19 protein-coding genes are annotated in these 18,556 nt (G+C 60.4%); 8 read left to right on the top strand and 11 right to left on the bottom strand.

The features are described 5' to 3' along the window. Positions 1-113 precede the first annotated feature (113 nt). From CK486_RS12545 to CK486_RS12520, 6 genes are all read right to left on the bottom strand, one after another. Positions 114-704 carry a sulfite oxidase heme-binding subunit YedZ gene (locus CK486_RS12545; protein ID WP_095940639.1) on the bottom strand — a complete coding sequence of 197 codons (591 nt, stop codon included), beginning with the start codon at positions 702-704 and terminating at the stop codon, positions 114-116. Beyond that, on the bottom strand, positions 704-1,699 hold the full coding sequence (gene msrP / locus CK486_RS12540) for a protein-methionine-sulfoxide reductase catalytic subunit MsrP (protein WP_095940638.1): 996 nt from the start codon (positions 1,697-1,699) through the stop codon (positions 704-706). Before msrP ends, CK486_RS12545 begins: the two co-directional genes overlap by 1 nt. Before the next feature lie 56 nt (positions 1,700-1,755). Beyond that, complete coding sequence (gene pssA / locus CK486_RS12535; protein ID WP_095940637.1) at positions 1,756-2,568, bottom strand: CDP-diacylglycerol--serine O-phosphatidyltransferase; 813 nt, start codon at positions 2,566-2,568, stop codon at positions 1,756-1,758. Between the two features lie 142 nt (positions 2,569-2,710). Continuing rightward, the gene (gene ilvC / locus CK486_RS12530) at positions 2,711-3,727 is read right to left on the bottom strand and encodes a ketol-acid reductoisomerase (RefSeq protein WP_095940659.1); all 1,017 of its coding nucleotides are present in this window, start codon (positions 3,725-3,727) and stop codon (positions 2,711-2,713) included. Between the two features lie 52 nt (positions 3,728-3,779). After that, positions 3,780-4,271 carry an acetolactate synthase small subunit gene (ilvN, locus tag CK486_RS12525; RefSeq protein WP_095940636.1) on the bottom strand — a complete coding sequence of 164 codons (492 nt, stop codon included), beginning with the start codon at positions 4,269-4,271 and terminating at the stop codon, positions 3,780-3,782. 2 nt (positions 4,272-4,273) lie between these two features. Next, the gene (locus tag CK486_RS12520) at positions 4,274-6,004 is read right to left on the bottom strand and encodes an acetolactate synthase 3 large subunit (protein WP_095940635.1); all 1,731 of its coding nucleotides are present in this window, start codon (positions 6,002-6,004) and stop codon (positions 4,274-4,276) included. 397 nt (positions 6,005-6,401) lie between these two features. Here CK486_RS12520 and CK486_RS12515 point away from each other — a divergent pair, with 397 nt between their 5' ends. Next, on the top strand, positions 6,402-6,830 hold the full coding sequence (locus tag CK486_RS12515; protein ID WP_095940634.1) for a DUF4124 domain-containing protein: 429 nt from the start codon (positions 6,402-6,404) through the stop codon (positions 6,828-6,830). Between the two features lie 6 nt (positions 6,831-6,836). Here CK486_RS12515 and CK486_RS12510 read toward each other — a convergent pair whose 3' ends face one another. The 3 genes from CK486_RS12510 to mrcB are packed head-to-tail and all read right to left on the bottom strand — an operon-like array spanning position 6,837 to position 10,193. Further along, on the bottom strand, positions 6,837-7,166 hold the full coding sequence (locus CK486_RS12510) for a YqcC family protein (protein ID WP_095940633.1): 330 nt from the start codon (positions 7,164-7,166) through the stop codon (positions 6,837-6,839). Then, positions 7,166-7,852: a M48 family metallopeptidase gene (locus tag CK486_RS12505; protein ID WP_095940632.1), complete on the bottom strand. Its 687-nt coding sequence runs from the start codon at positions 7,850-7,852 to the stop codon at positions 7,166-7,168. Before CK486_RS12505 ends, CK486_RS12510 begins: the two co-directional genes overlap by 1 nt. A 16-nt stretch (positions 7,853-7,868) precedes the next feature. Further along, the gene (mrcB, locus tag CK486_RS12500) at positions 7,869-10,193 is read right to left on the bottom strand and encodes a penicillin-binding protein 1B (protein ID WP_095940631.1); all 2,325 of its coding nucleotides are present in this window, start codon (positions 10,191-10,193) and stop codon (positions 7,869-7,871) included. Between the two features lie 115 nt (positions 10,194-10,308). Between mrcB and CK486_RS12495 the strand changes: the two genes are divergently transcribed. The 4 genes from CK486_RS12495 to CK486_RS12480 all read left to right on the top strand — a co-directional run bounded on the left by CK486_RS12495 (position 10,309) and on the right by CK486_RS12480 (position 13,507). Then, complete coding sequence (locus CK486_RS12495; RefSeq protein WP_095940630.1) at positions 10,309-11,865, top strand: bifunctional aminoglycoside phosphotransferase/ATP-binding protein; 1,557 nt, start codon at positions 10,309-10,311, stop codon at positions 11,863-11,865. Positions 11,866-11,922: 57 nt separating this feature from the next. Beyond that, on the top strand, positions 11,923-12,264 hold the full coding sequence (locus tag CK486_RS12490; protein WP_095940629.1) for a pentapeptide repeat-containing protein: 342 nt from the start codon (positions 11,923-11,925) through the stop codon (positions 12,262-12,264). Positions 12,265-12,341: 77 nt separating this feature from the next. Beyond that, positions 12,342-12,611: a TfoX/Sxy family protein gene (locus tag CK486_RS12485; protein ID WP_095940628.1), complete on the top strand. Its 270-nt coding sequence runs from the start codon at positions 12,342-12,344 to the stop codon at positions 12,609-12,611. Between the two features lie 98 nt (positions 12,612-12,709). Continuing rightward, positions 12,710-13,507 carry a Crp/Fnr family transcriptional regulator gene (locus tag CK486_RS12480; protein ID WP_095940627.1) on the top strand — a complete coding sequence of 266 codons (798 nt, stop codon included), beginning with the start codon at positions 12,710-12,712 and terminating at the stop codon, positions 13,505-13,507. A gap of 276 nt (positions 13,508-13,783) precedes the next feature. Here CK486_RS12480 and lptG read toward each other — a convergent pair whose 3' ends face one another. Together lptG and lptF are read right to left on the bottom strand one after the other, a co-directional pair. Next, positions 13,784-14,851 carry an LPS export ABC transporter permease LptG gene (gene lptG, locus CK486_RS12475; protein ID WP_095940626.1) on the bottom strand — a complete coding sequence of 356 codons (1,068 nt, stop codon included), beginning with the start codon at positions 14,849-14,851 and terminating at the stop codon, positions 13,784-13,786. Further along, on the bottom strand, positions 14,844-15,956 hold the full coding sequence (gene lptF, locus CK486_RS12470; RefSeq protein ID WP_095940625.1) for an LPS export ABC transporter permease LptF: 1,113 nt from the start codon (positions 15,954-15,956) through the stop codon (positions 14,844-14,846). The genes lptG and lptF overlap by 8 nt, the downstream gene beginning before the upstream one ends. 141 nt (positions 15,957-16,097) lie before the next feature. Between lptF and CK486_RS12465 the strand changes: the two genes are divergently transcribed. The 3 genes from CK486_RS12465 to CK486_RS12455 are packed head-to-tail and all read left to right on the top strand — an operon-like array spanning position 16,098 to position 18,501. Then, on the top strand, positions 16,098-17,582 hold the full coding sequence (locus CK486_RS12465; protein ID WP_095940624.1) for a leucyl aminopeptidase: 1,485 nt from the start codon (positions 16,098-16,100) through the stop codon (positions 17,580-17,582). Then, the gene (locus CK486_RS12460) at positions 17,579-17,995 is read left to right on the top strand and encodes a DNA polymerase III subunit chi (RefSeq protein ID WP_095940623.1); all 417 of its coding nucleotides are present in this window, start codon (positions 17,579-17,581) and stop codon (positions 17,993-17,995) included. Before CK486_RS12465 ends, CK486_RS12460 begins: the two co-directional genes overlap by 4 nt. Positions 17,996-18,003: 8 nt before the next feature. Next, positions 18,004-18,501: a DNA polymerase III subunit chi gene (locus tag CK486_RS12455; RefSeq protein WP_095940622.1), complete on the top strand. Its 498-nt coding sequence runs from the start codon at positions 18,004-18,006 to the stop codon at positions 18,499-18,501. Positions 18,502-18,556: the final 55 nt, after the last annotated feature.

The following is an 18,556-nucleotide window of genomic DNA, read 5'->3' as shown; positions in this document are numbered from 1 at the left end:
TATAACCAAGCCCCTACTCTCAGCACCAACCAGAACATAACTTATTGTTTTGGAAGGCTTTCTTTGCAGAAGCGCTGAAAGTGGGGCGCATTATAGGGCTGTAGATTTCGACGTCAACCCCGAAAAGTGAATAAAACACGCTTTTGCACCATCGGCAGGCGGAAAAGCAGCAATGCGCTGCCCGCAAACGCATAGAAGAGCCAGAACGCAATGTCTGAACGCACCACCCACAGGTAATGCAGCAGCACCAATATCAGAGCCGGATAAACCAGCCGGTGCAGCGATTTCCAGCGAACACCAAGGCGCCGCATGCTGTAGCGGTTGGATGTGATAGCCAGCAGCAGCAATCCGGCTAAAGCCAGACTGCCGATCAATACATAAGGCCTGCGCTCAAGCTCAACCCATAAGCGCACGGCATCCCACTCGATCATCAGCCCGGCAAACACCAGCATATGCAGGCATGCATAGGTGAATGCCCACAACCCCAGCTGACGCCGCACAAGCTGCCAGCCACGCCAACCATGGATAAGCCGCAATGGAGTCATGCAAAGCGTGACCAGCAAGAGCGTCAGGGCACTGTGCCCGAGGAAGTCAAGCAACTCCTTGACTGGATCGACACCAAGCTTATTGAGCAGAGCCTGACTCACAACCCAGGCAAACGGCAAAGCAGAGAGCGCAAAAACACTAATACGCCAGCCAAGCATCAGTAATTCACCCGCAAATCCATACCCGCGTACAAGCCGGCCACTTCATCGCCATAGCCATTGAACATCAGCGTGTCTCGCACTCCTCGCTCAAATAACCCGCCAGGCAAACGCCGCTCGGTCGCCTGACTCCAGCGCGGGTGGTCCACATCAGGATTCACATTGGCAAAGAACCCATACTCATCCGGAGCCAGGGCCTGCCATGTCGTGCGCGGCTGCTCACGCGTGAAACTGATCCTGACAATCGACTTGATGCTCTTGAACCCATACTTCCAGGGCACAACCAGGCGCAACGGTGCGCCGTTTTGCTTTGCAATAGCACCACCATACATACCCACCGCCATGAAACTCAGCGGATGCATCGCCTCATCCATCCGCAACCCCTCCACATAGGGCCAGTCGATCAGTGCAAAGGGCGAACGAACACCCGGCATTTCCTCAGCACGCACCAGTGTTTCAAAACGAATGAATTTCGCATGACTATTCGGCTGCAGGTGCTTGACCAGGCTTGCCAGCGGGAAACCCAGCCAAGGAATCACCATCGACCACGCCTCAACACAGCGCAGCCGGTAGATACGCTCTTCAAGCGCCATCTCAGGGAATAGGGATGACAAGTCGTAGCGCCCAGGGCGTTCAACCTCACCATCCACAAGAACAGTCCAAGGCTCGGCCGTCAGACTTGCAGCATGGCGGGCCGGATCGTCCTTGTCCGGGCCGAACTCGTAAAAGTTGTTATACCCGGTGGCCGCAGTGTAAGGAGCCACGGAGTCATTCGGAGCAAGAGCAGCGCCAGAATAAGATGCACGTTGCCGATGCTGCAGCCACGGAGGAAGCGCATCGGCACTCGAAGACTCAGCAGACGCAACTGAAGGAAGAAGGGAACCGGCAGTAATCGCCAGGCCGGCACTGAGCAGACGGCGCCGCGACAGATAGAGAGACTCACTGCAGACCTCCGACTCTTTGCAGTCAGAGGCTTTAACAATCTTGATCAGCATACCGGCACTCGCAGTCCATGGTCATTGCAACCATAGACCGCGCAAGTGCCGAAAGATTACACAGCAGGAGCTTGCTTACGGCGACGCAAATGCATCACAGGGCCTGATGCAGCATAGGCGAGGAAGATCAGCAGCAGGATGCGGGGCGGATCCGAGAAGACCACAGCAAAGACCAGCACCACAATCAGAATGGCGAAGAACGGCACTCGCCCCTTCAGATCAAGATCCTTGAAGCTGTTGTACTTGATATTGCTGACCATCAGCATGCCTGCGCCAGCCACCAGAAGAGCGACCAGGAATGCCATGTTGGAGCCCTTGATACCGAAATCGCTGAAGGCCCAAACCGTACCCGCCACCAAAGCCGCAGCCGCAGGACTGGCCAAGCCAATGAAATAGCGCTTATCCGCCTTGCCGACCATGGTATTGAAGCGAGCCAGGCGCAGCGCAGCACCCGCCACATAGATGAAGGCCACCATCCAGCCAACCTTGCCCAGGCTGCCCAGCGCCCACTCGAACGCCACCAGTGCCGGAGCCACACCAAAGGCCACCATATCCGACAGCGAGTCATACTCGGCGCCAAATGCACTTTGCGTATTGGTCAGACGAGCCACTCGCCCATCGAGACCATCGAGCACCATAGCCACGAAGATGGCAATCGCGGCATTCTCGAAGTGCCCACTCATGCCGTTGATGATGGCGTAGAAGCCCGAGAACAGAGCCGCCGTGGTAAAGAGGTTGGGCAACAGGTAGATGCCGCGATGACGAACCTTGCGCCCCTGCTCGTCATGCACTTCCTCGACATGCTCATCGATGGGCAACAGGCTTTCCGCCTCGGCAGACTGACCGGTTTCTTTGGCGTTATCACTCATGCGCAGTACCTTGCCTGAAAAACGATTACTGATTGACCACCAAACCCGACCGGGGTTCAGCGCCCTGCTTTATACCAGAAGCCTCTGCACATAATGAAAAAACGCGGCCTAAGCCGCGTTTTTTCCCATCAACCCGAGCAAATTAGTTCTTGCTCTTGTCGACGATCTTGTTGGCAGCGATCCACGGCATCATGGCACGCAGCTTCTCACCAACCACTTCAATGCCGTGAGCGGCATTGTTGCGGCGATAAGCAGTCATCGACGGATAGTTGGTGGCACCTTCGCTGATGAACATCTTGGCATACTCGCCGTCCTGAATACGCTTCAGGGCGTTGCGCATGGCCTGACGGGATTCGGCGTTGATCACTTCCGGACCAGTCACGTACTCACCGTACTCGGCGTTGTTGGAGATCGAGTAGTTCATGTTGGCGATACCGCCTTCGAACATGAGGTCAACGATCAACTTCAGCTCGTGCAGGCACTCGAAGTAGGCCATTTCCGGCGCATAGCCGGCTTCAACCAGAGTTTCGAAACCGGCTTTGACCAGCTCAACGCAACCGCCGCACAGAACAGCCTGCTCACCGAACAGGTCGGTTTCAGTCTCGTCCTTGAAGGTGGTTTCGATGATGCCGGTACGGCCGCCGCCCACGCCGCTGGCGTAGGACAGAGCAACGTTCTTGGCATTGCCGGAGGCGTCCTGATAGATAGCGATCAGGTCAGGGATGCCGCCGCCACGAACGAACTCGGAACGCACGGTGTGACCCGGAGCCTTCGGCGCGATCATGATCACGTCGAGGTCAGCGCGCGGCACAACTTGGTTGTAGTGAATCGAGAAGCCATGAGCAAAGGCCAGAGTCGCGCCCTTCTTCAGGTTCGGCTCGATCTCTTCTTTGTACAGTTTGCCCTGGAACTCGTCCGGGGTCAGGATCATGACCAGATCAGCCCAGGCCACAGCATCCTTAACCGGCTTGACGGTCAGGCCGTGCGCTTCGGCTTTGGCAACAGTCGCGGAGCCGGTACGCAGACCAACTACAACGTCCACACCGGAATCTTTCAGGTTGCACGCGTGGGCGTGGCCCTGGGAGCCGTAACCGATGATGGCAACTTTCTTGCCCTGGATGATCGACAGGTCACAGTCCTTGTCGTAGTAAACATTCAAGCCCATGGAAATTCTCCTGATTACCTGGCCCGCAAAGGGCCTGTGAAAAAAGTTAGATGCTCAGTACTTTGTCGCCACGGGCAATGCCGGTGACACCACTGCGTACGGTTTCCAGAATCGACGTGGTGCCGATGGCCTGGATGAAACTGTCCAGCTTGTCGCTGGTACCTGCCAGCTGAATGGTGTAGACGCTGCTGGTCACATCCACGATCTGGCCGCGGAAGATATCGGTGGTGCGCTTGATCTCGGCACGCTGAGCGCCAGTTGCCTTGACCTTGACCAGCATCAGCTCACGCTCGATGTGGGCACTTTCCGACAGGTTCACCAGCTTGACCACTTCGATCAGCTTGTTGAGGTTCTTGGTGATCTGCTCGATCACATCATCATGGCCAACGGTGGTCAGCGTCAGACGCGAAAGTGTCGGGTCTTCGGTCGGCGCCACGGTCAGGCTTTCGATGTTGTAGTTGCGCTGGGAGAACAGACCCACCACGCGCGACAGGGCGCCAGGCTCGTTTTCCAGCAGCAGGGAGATAATATGGCGCATGGTCAGGTCCGCTCCGTCTTGCTCAGCCACATGTCACGCATGGCACCTTCGCGAATCTGCATCGGGTACACGTGCTCGCTGGTATCCACGGCGATGTCGAGGAACACCAGACGGTTCTTCATGGCGAAGGCCTCTTCCATCTTCGGCTTGAGATCCTTCAGGTCGGTGATGCGCATGCCCACGTGACCATAGGACTCGGCCAGCTTGACGAAGTCCGGCAGCGACTCCATGTAAGAGTGCGAGTAACGGCTGTTGTACTGCATGTCCTGCCATTGGCGGACCATGCCCAACGCGCCGTTGTTCAGGTTGATGATCTTCACCGGCAAGTCGTACTGCAGGCAGGTCGACAGCTCCTGAATGTTCATCTGGATGCTGCCCTCACCGGTGACGCAGGCCACGTCATCTTCCGGGAAGTTCAGTTTGACGCCCATGGCCGCCGGCAGACCGAAGCCCATGGTGCCCAGGCCGCCGGAGTTGATCCAGCGATTGGGCTTGTTGAAGCGGTAGTACTGGGCCGCGAACATCTGGTGCTGGCCGACGTCGGAGCTGACGAAAGCGTCGCCCTTGGTTACTTCCCACAGGGTTTCGATTACGGTCTGCGGCTTGATGATGCTGCCGTCACCCTCGTTGTAGGGGAACAGGCGGCCGTCGCCACGCCACTCGTCGATCTGCTTCCACCAGTTGGCAACGGTGTCCTTGTTCGGGGTCTCACCCATTTCCTTGAACGTGGTGACCATTTCGGTCAGCACGCTGTCGACCGGCCCGACAATCGGGATATCGGCCTTGACGGTCTTGGAGATGGACGCCGGGTCGATATCGATATGGATGACCTTGGCATTCGGGCAGAACTTGGCTGCCGTCTCACCGTTGATCACGCGGTCATCGAAGCGCGCGCCGACAGCCAGAATCACATCGGAATGGTGCATCGCCAGGTTCGCGGTGTAGCTGCCGTGCATACCGAGCATGCCGACGAACTGGCGATCGCTACCCGGGAAGGCACCGAGGCCCATCAGGGTATTGGTCACCGGCAGATTGAGCAGCTTGGCCAGCTCAGTCAGCTGAGCCGAAGCATTGCCCATGATGACGCCGCCACCGGAGTAAAGAATCGGGCGCTTGGCAGCCAGCAGCATCTCGACAGCCTTGCGGATCTGTCCGGAATGACCACGGGTCGCCGGATTGTACGAGCGCAGCTTGGCCTTCTTCGGGTAGCTGTACTCGTATTTCTCGGCAGGGTTGGTCATATCCTTGGGGATATCGACCACGACTGGACCCGGACGGCCGGACTGAGCCAGGTAAAACGCCTTCTTCATCACTTCAGGAATTTCCGAAGGATGCTTGATGATGAAGCTGTGCTTCACGATCGGACGGGAGATGCCGACCATGTCGGTTTCCTGGAAGGCATCAGTACCCACCATGCGGCTCGGCACCTGACCGGACAGCACTACCATCGGAATGGAGTCCATGTAGGCAGTGGCAATACCGGTAATGGCATTGGTTGCGCCCGGGCCAGAGGTAACCAGCACAACACCGGCCTTGCCGGTAGCGCGCGCATAGCCATCAGCCATATGGGTAGCAGCCTGTTCGTGACGCACCAGAATGTGAGTCACTTCCGGCTCTTTGAACAGGGCATCGTAAATATGCAGAAGGGCACCGCCCGGGTACCCGTAGATGTACTTAACGCCCTCGTCACGCAGCGAGCGGACGACCATTTCAGCGCCTGATAAAAGCTCCACGTAATCACCTCTTTAACGCTTGGGAGCCGCCCACGCGAGGACGGCTGAGTTGGTTAACCGGCCTGACAGCACATGGGTGAATGTGATCACCGTGACAGCTGTGGCTGACTGACCAGTATTGGGAGCATCCCCATTGTTGCGGGACCATCCCACCCAGCGCGAGGTAACGCGTTACAGGGTGTAAGCAGGGCGGCGCGGGTGTGCACCTTGGGTGCCGTGCGCGACAGGCGGTAACCTGGAACGACTTGGCGAATCGTGGATTGTTGAGAAACGTAACACTCAAGTCAAGCCAGAAGCGTTTTTTATTCGACGCGGCGCTGTGACACAACGCAGGATGAAGTTTGTAGCGTTTTGGTTATAGTTGCAGACGTAAGCCTCTCACCAACAAGGACTTCACATGCGTCGCTCACTGATTGCCAGCGCCCTCATCGTGCTCATCAGCACGCCCGCCATGGCCGCCCAGGTCTACAAATGGGTGGACGCCCAAGGGGTCACCCACTTTGGCGCCCAGCCGCCCGAAGGGCAGCAGGCAACCAGCGTGAACACCACCATCGCCCCCGCACCTGCAGCCACCCCGGCAAAACTGCCGCAAGTCGGCATCGATGAAGAACAGCAGGCCATCGATGAGAAAGTGAAGAAGGAAGTGGCCGCCAAGGAGGCCGAGCGCAAGAAGTATTGCGAGACGGTTCGGACCAACCTGGCCCAACTGGAAAACAACCCGCGACTGCGTGAAGAAGTGAACGGCGAAGTTCGCCGTGTTGACGAAGACGAACGTCAAAAGCGCATTGCTGAAACCAAGAAAGCCATTGCGGAAAACTGCCAGTAACACGCGCTAGGCGCCTGCCCCTATCAGTCGATCAAACGCTTCCAGAGCGGCAATCAGGCCCTTGACCTCAAGGGCCCGTCCGGAGAAAACCTGCTCAGCCATCGCCGCAATGCCGGATGCCGTGGGCAAAGGCGCATTCGCCTCGAGCAGGGCTTTGAGCCGCGGCAGAAAAATCCACTGCAACCACTCCTCGAACGCCAGAGTATCGACGCAGAACGGCTGCTGACTGGCCAGCGCTTCAACGCTGGGCGCCTGCTGAGCCCACAATCCCAGCTGACGCAGCTGCCCCTCAATGAGGAGCAACTGATCGGCAATCAGAGGAATGCGCACATCCATCAGGAGCTGACCTGAGCCCGCTGCCTGGCCTGCGCGGCACCCGCGGGATCACCCTGCTTCTCGCGCGCCTGAGCGATCAACTCCCACAGACTGGCCTGCAGGGCCGGGCGCCCGTTGGCATAGGTCAGGCCGCGGCGTGCCAGCTGCTCGGCCTGAGCGGGATCGCCCTGAGCCAGCCGTACCTCAGCCAGGCGGTAGAGTACCTGAGGCTCACGCGGCGCAATGCGCTGAGCGCGCTCCAGACTGACCGAGGCACCGTTCAGATCACCACCCGACTGTTGCTGCTGGGCAGTGGTCAGCAGTGCCAATACGGGACCATCCAGTTGCTCGTCGGCCGCCAGGCCAGACGTGGATGGAATACCACTGGGCGCAGAAGTCCCTGCCGCTCCCCAGCTACCGGCCAGTGTCGGATCGGAACTGATTGGCCCCGGCGTGATGGCTGGCGTCCCCATGGGCACAGTGCCAGCCTGGATCGGAGCAGGCGTGCCACCCTGCGGCACCATCACTACCACGCCGGAATCCTGCGGCAGCGACTGCACGGACGAAGGCTGCGGCTCACGCACAGCAGTGCCACCAGCAGACAACGGCGAACCGGCATCCACCACCGGCACCGAACCACGCTGAGGCGTGGAACAACCTGCCAGGGTTAACGAAACAGCCAGCAACGGCACGTACAACTTGTTCACACACCTACTCCTTTCGTCATTCCAGCCAACCCTTGACCCAGTCCATCACAGCACCAGCCGGCGCCGCGACACCACACGGGGAACCCGGCACTGGCTCGCTACCGCGAATATAAGGCATCTGCACCGCCCCCGGGCAGCCGGGATCGGAACCCTGCCCCGTGCGCGGATCAATCCAGGCCAGAGTCACATTGTCCGGCATGGGCATATCCAGCGGCAGAGGGTCGGCCTTGGCCATGAACCCGGTCCACACCTGAAGCGCCCCGGTTGCACCAGTCAGCGGCGTCTTGCCATTGTCATCGCGGCCCAACCAGACCACGGCCAGCAAGTCCTGACTGAAGCCTGCGAACCAGCTATCGCGCGAATCGTTACTGGTACCGGTCTTACCGGCGAGGTTCAGATTGGCAGGCAGTCGGGAATACACCGAACGCCCCGTGCCCTCGCTCATCACACGCTGCATGGCAGCCTGGGTCAGGTAGATGGCACCGGGATCAAAGCGCTGCTGAATCTGGAACGGATAACGGCCAAGCGGTTCGCCCTCGGCCGCGAGCACACTGCGAATGGCCCGCAGAGGCGTATTGAAACCACCATTGGCCAGAGTCTGATACATGCCCGCCACTTCCATGGGACTCAGTGAGCCCGCCCCGAGCAGCATCGAGGGGTAAGCCGGCCACTCACGGGAGACGCCCAGCCGCTCAAGCGTCTTGAGCACACTGGGAACACCCAGCTCGAGGCCAAGCTTGGCGGTTGACAGGTTGTAGGAGTTGGCCAGCCCCTGGTAGAGGAGGATGTTGCCGTGGGCCTGGCGATCATAATTCTGCGGACGCCAGACCTGACCATCCTGCCCTTTGACCGAGAACGGCTGATCGGCCAGCCAACTGGTCAACGTGTACTGACTGGGGCGTTCAAGTGCCGTCAGGTAAACCGCCGGCTTGATCAGCGAACCAATCGGCCGCACGGCATCAAGCACCCGGTTGAACCCCGCAAAACGCGGCTGACGACTACCAATCATCGCCTGTACTTCGCCGGTTTCGGGATTACTGACCACCATGGCCGCCTCGACCTGCTCTACGCCCTTGCGCCCGGCAAGACGCTTGAAGGTGTCATTCAGCGCCGCCTCGGCCTTGACCTGCAGGATCGGATCGAAGCTGGTGAAGATGCGCAGCCCTTCTTCGGTAAGGTCTTCCTCACGGTAATCCTGGCGCAACTGGCGTTTGACCAGATCCAGGAAGGCCGGGAAAGAACTGTCAGCCAGACTGCCGCGCTGGGTAATGGCAAGCGGCTGGGCCTTGGCCTGAGTAGCCTGCTCCACCGTTACCACGCCCTGCTCAGCCAGCAGGTCGAGTACCAGATTTCGCCGTGCCAGCGCACGCTCGGGATTGCGGCGCGGATTGTAGTAGGTAGGCCCCTTGACCATCCCCACCAGCAGCGCCACCTGATGCAGCTTCAGCTCGGACAGCGGCTGACTGAAGAAGTACTGGCTGGCCAGACCAAAGCCATGCACCGCACGCTGACCATCCTGCCCGAGGAATACCTCGTTCAGGTAAGCCTCGAGAATGGCCTGCTTGTCATAGTGCAGCTCCAGCAGCACGGCCATCATGGCCTCGGTGAGCTTGCGCTGCAGACTGCGCTCACCGGTCAGGTAGAAGTTCTTCACCAACTGCTGGGTCAGGGTACTGCCGCCCTGACGCAACTGGCCTGCCGAAGCATTGACCCACACCGCGCGGGCAATCGACTTGAGCGAAACACCGTGGTGATTCCAGAACTCGCGATCCTCGACCGCAACAAGGGTCTCAACCAGATAAGGCGGCACCTGATCGAGCTTGATCAGCACACGGTCCTCATGGTGTGCGGGATACAGCCCGCCAATCAGCATCGGCTCAAGGCGCGCCACCGAAAGGGCTGCACCATTGGCCTGGTTCAGGCTCGCCACATAGCTGCCGGAGAAACGCACGCGGATGCGCTGTGCCGGCTCCAGCCCTTCATAAAACTGGAAGCCACGGCTGTGCAGCTCGACCGTATTGCCGTTAACCGAAACCGCGCCCGGGCCATTGCTGACACTTTCACGGCGGTAACCCAGAGCTGCCAGCTCAGCCAGGAAGTCCTCACGCGTAAGCTTTTGCCCGACGAACAACTCCAGCGGCCGTGCATAGACCTTGGCCGGCACCGTCCAGCGCTTGCCAGAGAATTTCTCCTGCACCACGGCATCGAGATACACGGCAAAACCTGCCAGCACCACCAGGCCCACCAGGCTCAGCTTGAACAAAAGACCCAGCCACGGGCGCGCAGGAGAGCGCGCCTGACTGCGGGAACGGGAAGTACGAGGGGAGCGGGATCGAGTCATGGGCAACGATTATACGTACTTTATCCACAACCAACAGGCGCCCTCAGGCGGTTTGCAGAGTGCAGCACAGCAGCCATAATGCGCCTCCCGCATGCCCGCCGCACAAGGATCCACCGTGAGCCAAGCCCTGATCAACGCCCTGCAGAATCCCAGCCTCTACCCCCATCCGGTAGAGTCGTTTCAGGTCATCGAAACCCATATCTCCTGGGTCATCCTCACCGGTCCTTATGCCTACAAGATCAAGAAGCCGGTCAACTTCGGTTTTCTCGACTTCAGCAACCTGTCGGCTCGGGAGCATTTCTGCCGCCAGGAGTTGCTGCTCAACCAGCGCCTGACCGAAGGTCTGTACCTGGAAGTGCTGCCGATTTACGGAAGCGATGAGCAACCGGCATTCAACGGCACTGATGCGCCGATCGAGTTCACCCTGAAGATGCGTCAGTTCCCACAGAGCCAACTGCTCAGTGCCGTACAAGCACGTGGCGAGCTGACCAACCAGCACATCGATCAGCTTGCTGCCCAGATCGCCCAGTTCCATGCCCGCGCCCCGCGCGTACCCGTCGAGCATGAACTGGGAAGCCCGGAAGCCGTTATGGCGCCGGTGCGGCAGAACTTCGAGCAGATTCGCGCCATGCTCCCTGACAGCAGCGATCTGCCACAGCTGCTGGCTCTGGAAGCCTGGGCAGAGAGTACCTTCGAACGCCTGCAGCCGCTGCTGGCCACGCGCAAGCCCGACGGCTTCATTCGCGAATGCCATGGCGATATCCACCTGGGCAACGCCACCCTGCTCGACGACAAGGTCGTGCTGTTCGACTGCATCGAGTTCAATGAGCCTTTCCGCTTCACCGACGTCTATGCCGATATCGCCTTCCTCGCCATGGACCTCGAAGACCGCGGCCTGCGGCCACTTTCCAGCCGTCTGATCAGCCAGTACCTGGAGCACACCGGTGACTATGCCGGCCTGGAACTGCTGAATTTCTACAAGGCGTACCGCGCTGTAGTCCGCGCCAAGATCGCCCTGTTCAGCCTGGCTCACCAGGGTGACGAGGACAGCCGCCAGGCGACCCTCCGCCAGTACCGCAACTATGCCAATCTGGCGGAAAGCTATTACGCCATCCCCTCGCCGTTCCTCGCCATCACCTGCGGCGTATCAGCCGTTGGCAAAAGCCATGTTGCGCAACGCCTGGTCGACGAGCTGGGCGCCATCCGCCTGCGCTCTGACATCGAGCGTAAGCGCCTGCTCGGTCAGCCAGCCAGTGCGCAAGCACTCAACGATGGCATCTACAGCAGCGAAGCCAGCATCGCCACCTACCAGCACCTGCACCAACTGGCCAGTACTGCACTGCATGCAGGCTTTGCTGTCGTGATCGACGCCACCTACCTCAAGCACAGCCAGCGCCAGGCAGCCGCAGCTGTGGCCGAACAAGCCGGCGCACCCTTCCTGATTCTTGACTGCCAGGCCCCCGACGCAACCATCAGCCAATGGCTGACGCAGCGTCAGCAAGCCGGAGCTGATCCGTCGGATGCCACGCTGGAGGTCATCGCCGAACAAAAGGCCAGACGTGAGCCGCTGCAAAGCGAAGAACTGGCCTGCGCTCTGAGCATCGCCACCGACCAGCCCACCAGTGTGGACAGCCTTATCCAGCGCCTGCGTCAGCATCTCCCGGCGCACTGAAGCAGGCCTCTCGGCTGTTGCCTATACTCCCGATGAGACCTCATCGGGAGTATCCTCATGACCCAGCCGCAACAACTCACCTCCTCGCTATACAAGACCCTGCGTAGCGAACAAACCAACGCCTTCAATCAGCAGAAACCTACCAGTGGTGTAATCGACCTCGCCGGGGGAGATTTCCGCGGTTTAGACCTGCGCGGGCTCGATGCTAGCCGCCTCGATCTGAGCAATGCCTATTTCAGGGGAGCCGACCTGCGCGGCATCGATTTTCGCGAGGCGAATCTGGAAGGCGCAAGTATCGCCCATGCGCAGATCTCAGGAGCCTACTTTCCGGTCGAACTGGAAGCCAGTGAGGTGCTGATGTCCATGCAGTTCGGTACTCGCATGCGCTATCGCCGCTAAAAGCGCCGCCCCGGCAAAAGCCACCAGCCCCGCTACACTGCACTAACGCTTGAGGCTATAGCACGCATGGAGGCCGGATGAACGACGAATTGCTGCAACTGAAGAATCTGGGTAAGACCTCTTCTCAATGGCTGCATGCCGTGGGGATTCACAGTGAATCGGATCTGCGCCGCATGGGCTCGGTGGATGCCTACCGCGCCGTCAAGGCTCGCGGATTTCGCGCATCAAAAGTCCTTTTGTATGCGATCGAAGGCGCACTACTGGATATCCACTGGAATGAACTGCCTCCGCAACACAAGGCTGTACTGAATAATCAGCTGCAGAACAGCACGCACAACAAGAGCTAGCTCACAACACCAACGGGGTGGGATTTACCGCGAACGCTCTGCATCCTATTGTGTACTTGTTTGGACGATCCGAATTAAGCCTGTTCAAGGAACGCACCATGTATCTACTCGGGGAACAACCGGCCTACGCCGACCAGCTGATTTCGCGCTTGCAGAGCATTCCCGGTCAATTACTTGAAGGTTTGCAGCCTGCCGGCGAACCGCTGATCCTTGACAGCGTGGATGACATCAACGCGCAACTGCCGGCCAATCAGCTGTTCATCATTGCTGACGGCCTGCTGCATGCCCATGTGGAAGGGCGTCCGCTGTTCTACCTACAGGAAGGTGATCTTTTGGGGCTGCGCCAGGGCATTGATCTCCCCTCTTGCAACTACAGCAGTGACGAGCCGCTGACCCTGATCCCCTACTCCCGCAGCGCTGTGTTCCAGCACATCTACAGCAGCGAAGCGCGCCAGGAACAGTTCATCCAGTACCTGATCGGCCAGACCGCCCTGCTGTCCGACGCCCTGGCCCGCCTCAAGCAACCGGAAATCCGCCCAGCCACCGGCTTTCAGCACTTTGCCGCCGGTGAAGAGCTGATCCATCAGGGTGACGACGCGGATCACGTGTTCATCATCATCGAAGGCCACGCTGAGGCCTTTGTCGACGGGCATAAGGTCGGCGATGTGCAGAAGGACGAAATTTTCGGTGCCATGGCTGTGTTCACCCGCGAGAAACGCAGTGCCACGGTCATCGCCAGCGAAGCCTGCACCGTGATGGTCATTCCCAAGGACCAGTTCCTCAGCCTGATGCAAAGCAACCCGCGCATCTCTCACAGCCTGATCGAGAGCATGGCCCGGCGCATCGATCTGCTGAACAAGGAAGTCACTCAGCTGCGCCTGAAAGCCACCGAGTGAAGGTTTCACAGCTCTAAGAAAGCCCGCCACCAGGCGGGCTTTTTGTGCGCGAGAGAAATGTTGTGGGCATCCAGTTGACATGCAAATGATAATTGATATTATTTGACTCAACTGATCGCAAGATCAGCCGGTAAGCTGGGAGACCAGGCAGTGGACTCTTCAGGTTATCTCCTCATCAGGCTAATCACGGTTATTGACCCGGCTCTTGCCGGGTCTTTTTTTGCCCATGAAAAAAGCCGCGCGGCATACACCGGGGGCTTCTTCAAAGCAACGGAATCAGCCGGCGCGGCGCAGCATCCACAAACCAGCCAGCGCACAGATACCGGCCGGCACCAGCACCGCCAGCAGCGGCGAGAAGCCAAATACCAGACTGGAAGGCCCCAGCAGGTCCTGGGCAATACGGAAAACAAAGCCCACCAGCACACCGCTGAAGACGCGCTGCCCCAGCGTCACCGAGCGCAGCGGACCGAAGATGAAGGAAATCGCCATCAGCACCAGCGCGGCCGTCACCACCGGTTGCAGCACCTTGGTCCAGAACGCCAGCCAGTAACGAGCATTGGCCAGCCCCTGCTCGCCCAGGTAGCGCGCGTAATTCCACAGGCCGGTGATCGACAGGGCTTCCGGCTCCATCACCACGGTACCCAGCACCTGCGGCGAGAGCTCTACCTGCCACTGCTCGGTCGGTGCCTTGATCACCTCGGTACGTTTTTCCGCCAGATGGAAGCGAGTCGTCGCCACATCTTCCAGCAGCCAGTAATCACCCTGAAACAGCGCGCGTCGGGCAAAGCTGGAGGACTGCAGATTACGCTCGGCATCGAAGCGATAGCGGGTCACACCGATCAACACGCCGTTGGGTTGCACCGCGTTGATATGCACAAACTCGTCGCCCTGGCGATGCCACAGGCCGCGCTTGGCGCTCTGTGCATCTCCGCCACCCTGAGCCAGAGAACGGCTGCCCTGAGCCAGGTTCTCGCTCCAGGGCGCCACATACTCACCAATCAGAATGCCCGCCAGCATCAGCACCAGCATCGGCTTCATCACTGCCCAGACGATCCGGCCGACGGAAACCCCGGCGGCACGCATCACCGTCAGCTCGCTGTGGCTGGCCAGCGTGCCCAGCCCGACCAGGCAGCCGATCAGCGCCGCCATCGGCAGCATCTCATAGAGCCGGCGCGGCGCAGTCAGCAGCACGTACCACAGGGCGTCGAGCACACCGTAGCCGCCCTCGACGTCGCCCAGTTCGTCGATAAAGGCAAACAGCAGCGCCAGGCTGACGATAATCCCCAGCACCGCCAGGATGCTGAAGAACACACTGGTACCGATGTAACGATCCAGCTTAACCATGGGCCACCTCCACACGCGCACGCCGTGCCGCCCAGAACAAGCGCAGATTTTCCCAGTAGAGCAGCAGCACACCCACCAGCACGAACAGGCCATGCACCAGCCACAGGCCGTAGACGAATTCACCCTTGTCCAGCTTGCCGCGTGCGGCGATCAGCAGGGCCAGGTAGCTCATGTACAGAAGAATGGCCGGCAGCAACTTGAGGAAGCGGCCCTGACGGGGGTTGACCCGCGACAGCGGCACCGCCAGCAGGGTCACGACAAATACCAGCAGCGGAATCGACAGACGCCACTGCAATTCGGCCTGGTGCCTGGGGTTGTCGCTCGCCAGCAGCTCACGGGTCGGGATCGCCTCGCGCTCGCTGATTTCGCCATCGACACTCGGTTTGGGCAGCAGCACGCCATAGGTGTCATAACGAATGGCACGGTAGTCGGCCTGACCTGGGCTTCCGTCGTAACGGAAACCATTGTTGAGGATCAGGTAGCGGCTGCCATCTGGCTGAATCTGCTGGCGCCCGCTCTCGGCCACCAAAACGGCAATCCCGCGGTCTTCGCCGGCCTTGCCCAAACGCTTCTCGGAGATGAACACACCAGACAGTTCGGTGCGGTCCTCGGACAGCTTCTCGGTGTAAGTCACCCGGTTGCCGCCCTTGATCGACTGGAAGCGACCCGCCACCAACGTATCGAACTCGGTCATGCTGTCCTGCTGCTTGAGGATCTCGGCCACCTTGGCCACGCCTGCCGGCGCCAGCGACAGACTCAGCCAGGCAGTCAGCGCCGCCACCAGCAGGGCCGGCGCCAGGCTGTAGGTGAACAGCCGCTGCGGACTCATGCCGGTGGCCGACAGCACGGTCATCTCCGATTCCAGATAGAGACGCCCGTAAGCCAGCAGAATGCCGAGGAACAGCCCAAGCGGCAGAATCAGCTGGAGAAAGCCGGGTATCCGGAAGCTGATGATCAGCAGCAGTACGCCCGGATCGAGCAAACCCTGAGCAGCCTGCGCCAGGTACTTGATGAAACGCCCGCTCATGATGATCACCAGCAGCACGGCACTTACCGCGCTGAGGGTCAGCAACACTTCACGGGACAGGTAACGGAAGACGATCAAACCGGACACTCCAGGGTTGTCAGGCCCAATGGGCTGCGCTCAAACTAGCCGCCATGTGGCCGGCCAGTCAGACAATTCGCGCCTGAAAAAATGCCGGCATTATCCGTTAATCCCGACTCTTTGTCTTGGGGAGAGCCTGTTATGCAATTCCAGGTCAAGTCTGCACACGCCGAAACGCTGAAAACCGCCACCCTGGTCTTGGCCGTTGGCGAAGGCCGCAAGCTCGGCAACACCGCAAAAGCCGTCGACAGTGCCTGCGCTGGCGCGATCAGCGCCGTGCTCAAGCGCGGCGACATCTCCGGCAAACCCGGACAGACCCTGCTGTTGCACAGCCTGCCCGGCCTCAAGGCCGAGCGCGTTCTGCTGGTCGGCTGCGGCAAGGGCGAGCTGGGCGACCGTCAGTACCGCAAACTGGCCGGCAGTGTGCTGGGCATCCTCAAGGGCCTGGCCGGCAGTGACGCCGTGCTCGCACTCGACGAAGTCAAGGTCAAGGGCCGCAATGCCTATGGCAAGGCGCGCCTGCTGATCGAGTCGCTGGCCGATGGCCTGTACCAGTTCGACCAGTTCAAGAGCGAGAAGGCCGAGCCCCGGGCGCTGAAAAAGATCACCCTGCTGGCCGACAAGGCCCACATTGCCGATATCGAGCGCGGCAGCCTGCATGCCCAGGCCATTGCCTGTGGTATGGCCTTCACCCGAGACCTCGGCAACCTGCCACCGAACCTCTGCCACCCCAGCTATCTGGCCGAGCAGGCCAAGGCCCTGGGCAAGGCGCACAAGAATCTCAAGGTCGAGATCCTCGACGAGAAGAAGCTCAAGGAGCTGGGCGCCGGCGCCTTCCTCGCCGTCGGTCAGGGCAGCGCCCAGCCGCCACGCATGATTGTCATGCACTACCAGGGCGGCAAGAAGGATGAACAACCCTTTGCCCTGGTCGGCAAGGGCATCACCTTCGACACCGGCGGCATCAGCATCAAGCCGGCCGCCGGCATGGACGAAATGAAGTACGACATGGGCGGGGCGGCCAGCGTGTTCGGCACCCTCAAGGCCGTGCTCGAACTGCAGCTGCCGATCAACCTGGTGTGCCTGCTGGCCTGTGCCGAGAACATGCCCAGCGGCAGCGCCACCCGCCCGGGCGACATCGTCACCACCATGAGCGGTCAGACCGTGGAAATCCTCAATACCGACGCCGAGGGCCGTCTGGTGCTGTGCGACACTCTGACCTACGCCCAGCGTTTCAACCCGCGCACGCTGATCGATATCGCCACCCTCACCGGCGCCTGCGTGGTAGCCCTCGGTGCCCATACCTCGGGCCTGCTGGGCAACAACGACGTGCTGATCAAGCAGCTGCTCAAGGCTGGTGAAGCTGCCGATGACCGCGCCTGGCAGCTGCCGCTGTTCGACGAATACCAGGAGCAGCTGGACAGCCCCTTCGCCGATATCGCCAACATCGGCGGACCCAAGGCCGGCACCATCACTGCCGCCTGCTTCCTGTCGCGCTTCACCAAGGACGTGCACTGGGCTCATCTGGACATCGCCGGCACCGCCTGGATCAGCGGCGGCAAGGACAAGGGCGCCACCGGCCGTCCTGTTCCGCTGCTCACCCAGTACCTGCTGGATCAGCTCAAGTGAAAATCGAGTTCTACGTGCTCGCCTCGGCCGCTCCGGCCGAGCGTGAGCGCGTCGCCTGCCAACTGGCGATGAAGGCCTGGCGCGCCGGCCTGCCGGTATTCCTGCGCGCCAGCGATGCCGCGCAGTGCCAGACGCTGGATGAACTGCTGTGGCGTTTTCGCCCGGAAACCTTCATCCCTCACAGTCTGTTCAGCGAAAATCCGCAGGCACCGGTGGTGATCGGCCTGAACGAGGCGCCGGAGCAAGGCAACGGCGTGCTGCTCAACCTCGACAGCAGCCTGTCGCCGCATCTCGAACAGTTCCAGCGCGTCATCGAGATCGTCAATCAGCAGCCGGAACTGCTGGCGGCCAGCCGCGAGAATTTCCGCAGTTACCGGCAACGCGGGTATGATCCGCGCCGTGTAGAGCTGTAGACCGCATCATGGATATCCCCAAGCCCCCTCAGACATCCACCGCCCTGCTGACCGACCTGGAGTCGATCCGCGAGCTGCTGGAAGCCGATCTGGTCGAGCCTCCGCTGCTCACCGAAACCCTGGAGCCGCTGGATATCCCCCTGCTCAGCGAAGTGGTGAGCCCGGCGCCCAAGGCTCCCGTGGCAAGCCCGGCCACTGACACCCGCGACATTCCACTGCTGAACACCCCGGTGGCACCGCCAGCCGCCACTCCGGCACCGTCCGGCAGCGCACGCCCAGTCGCCCCGACCACACCCCCACCTACCGCCACACAGCTCAGCGCCAGCCTGCGACAGAAGCTTGCCAGCCACGGCGCCGATCAGCTCAAGCGTGTTGACGGTGAATTGCGCGCCGCAGCCCAACTGATCCTGCAGGACGTGATCGACGATTTCGTGCCGCAGATCGAAGCCGAACTCAAGCGCCGCCTGGAAAACCGCCTAGATCAGTTGCTGCCGCGCAAACCCTGAAGCGCCGCGACCTTACGCCTGACCGGCCTTCGCCGCTATACTTGCCGGCTTTCCC

Origin of the sequence: Pseudomonas sp. HAR-UPW-AIA-41 (assembly GCF_002304225.1) — a bacterium.
Classification (GTDB): domain Bacteria; phylum Pseudomonadota; class Gammaproteobacteria; order Pseudomonadales; family Pseudomonadaceae; genus Aquipseudomonas.
Note: the sequence above shows the minus strand (reverse complement) of the source record. Positions and strands in the feature narration are given on the sequence as shown.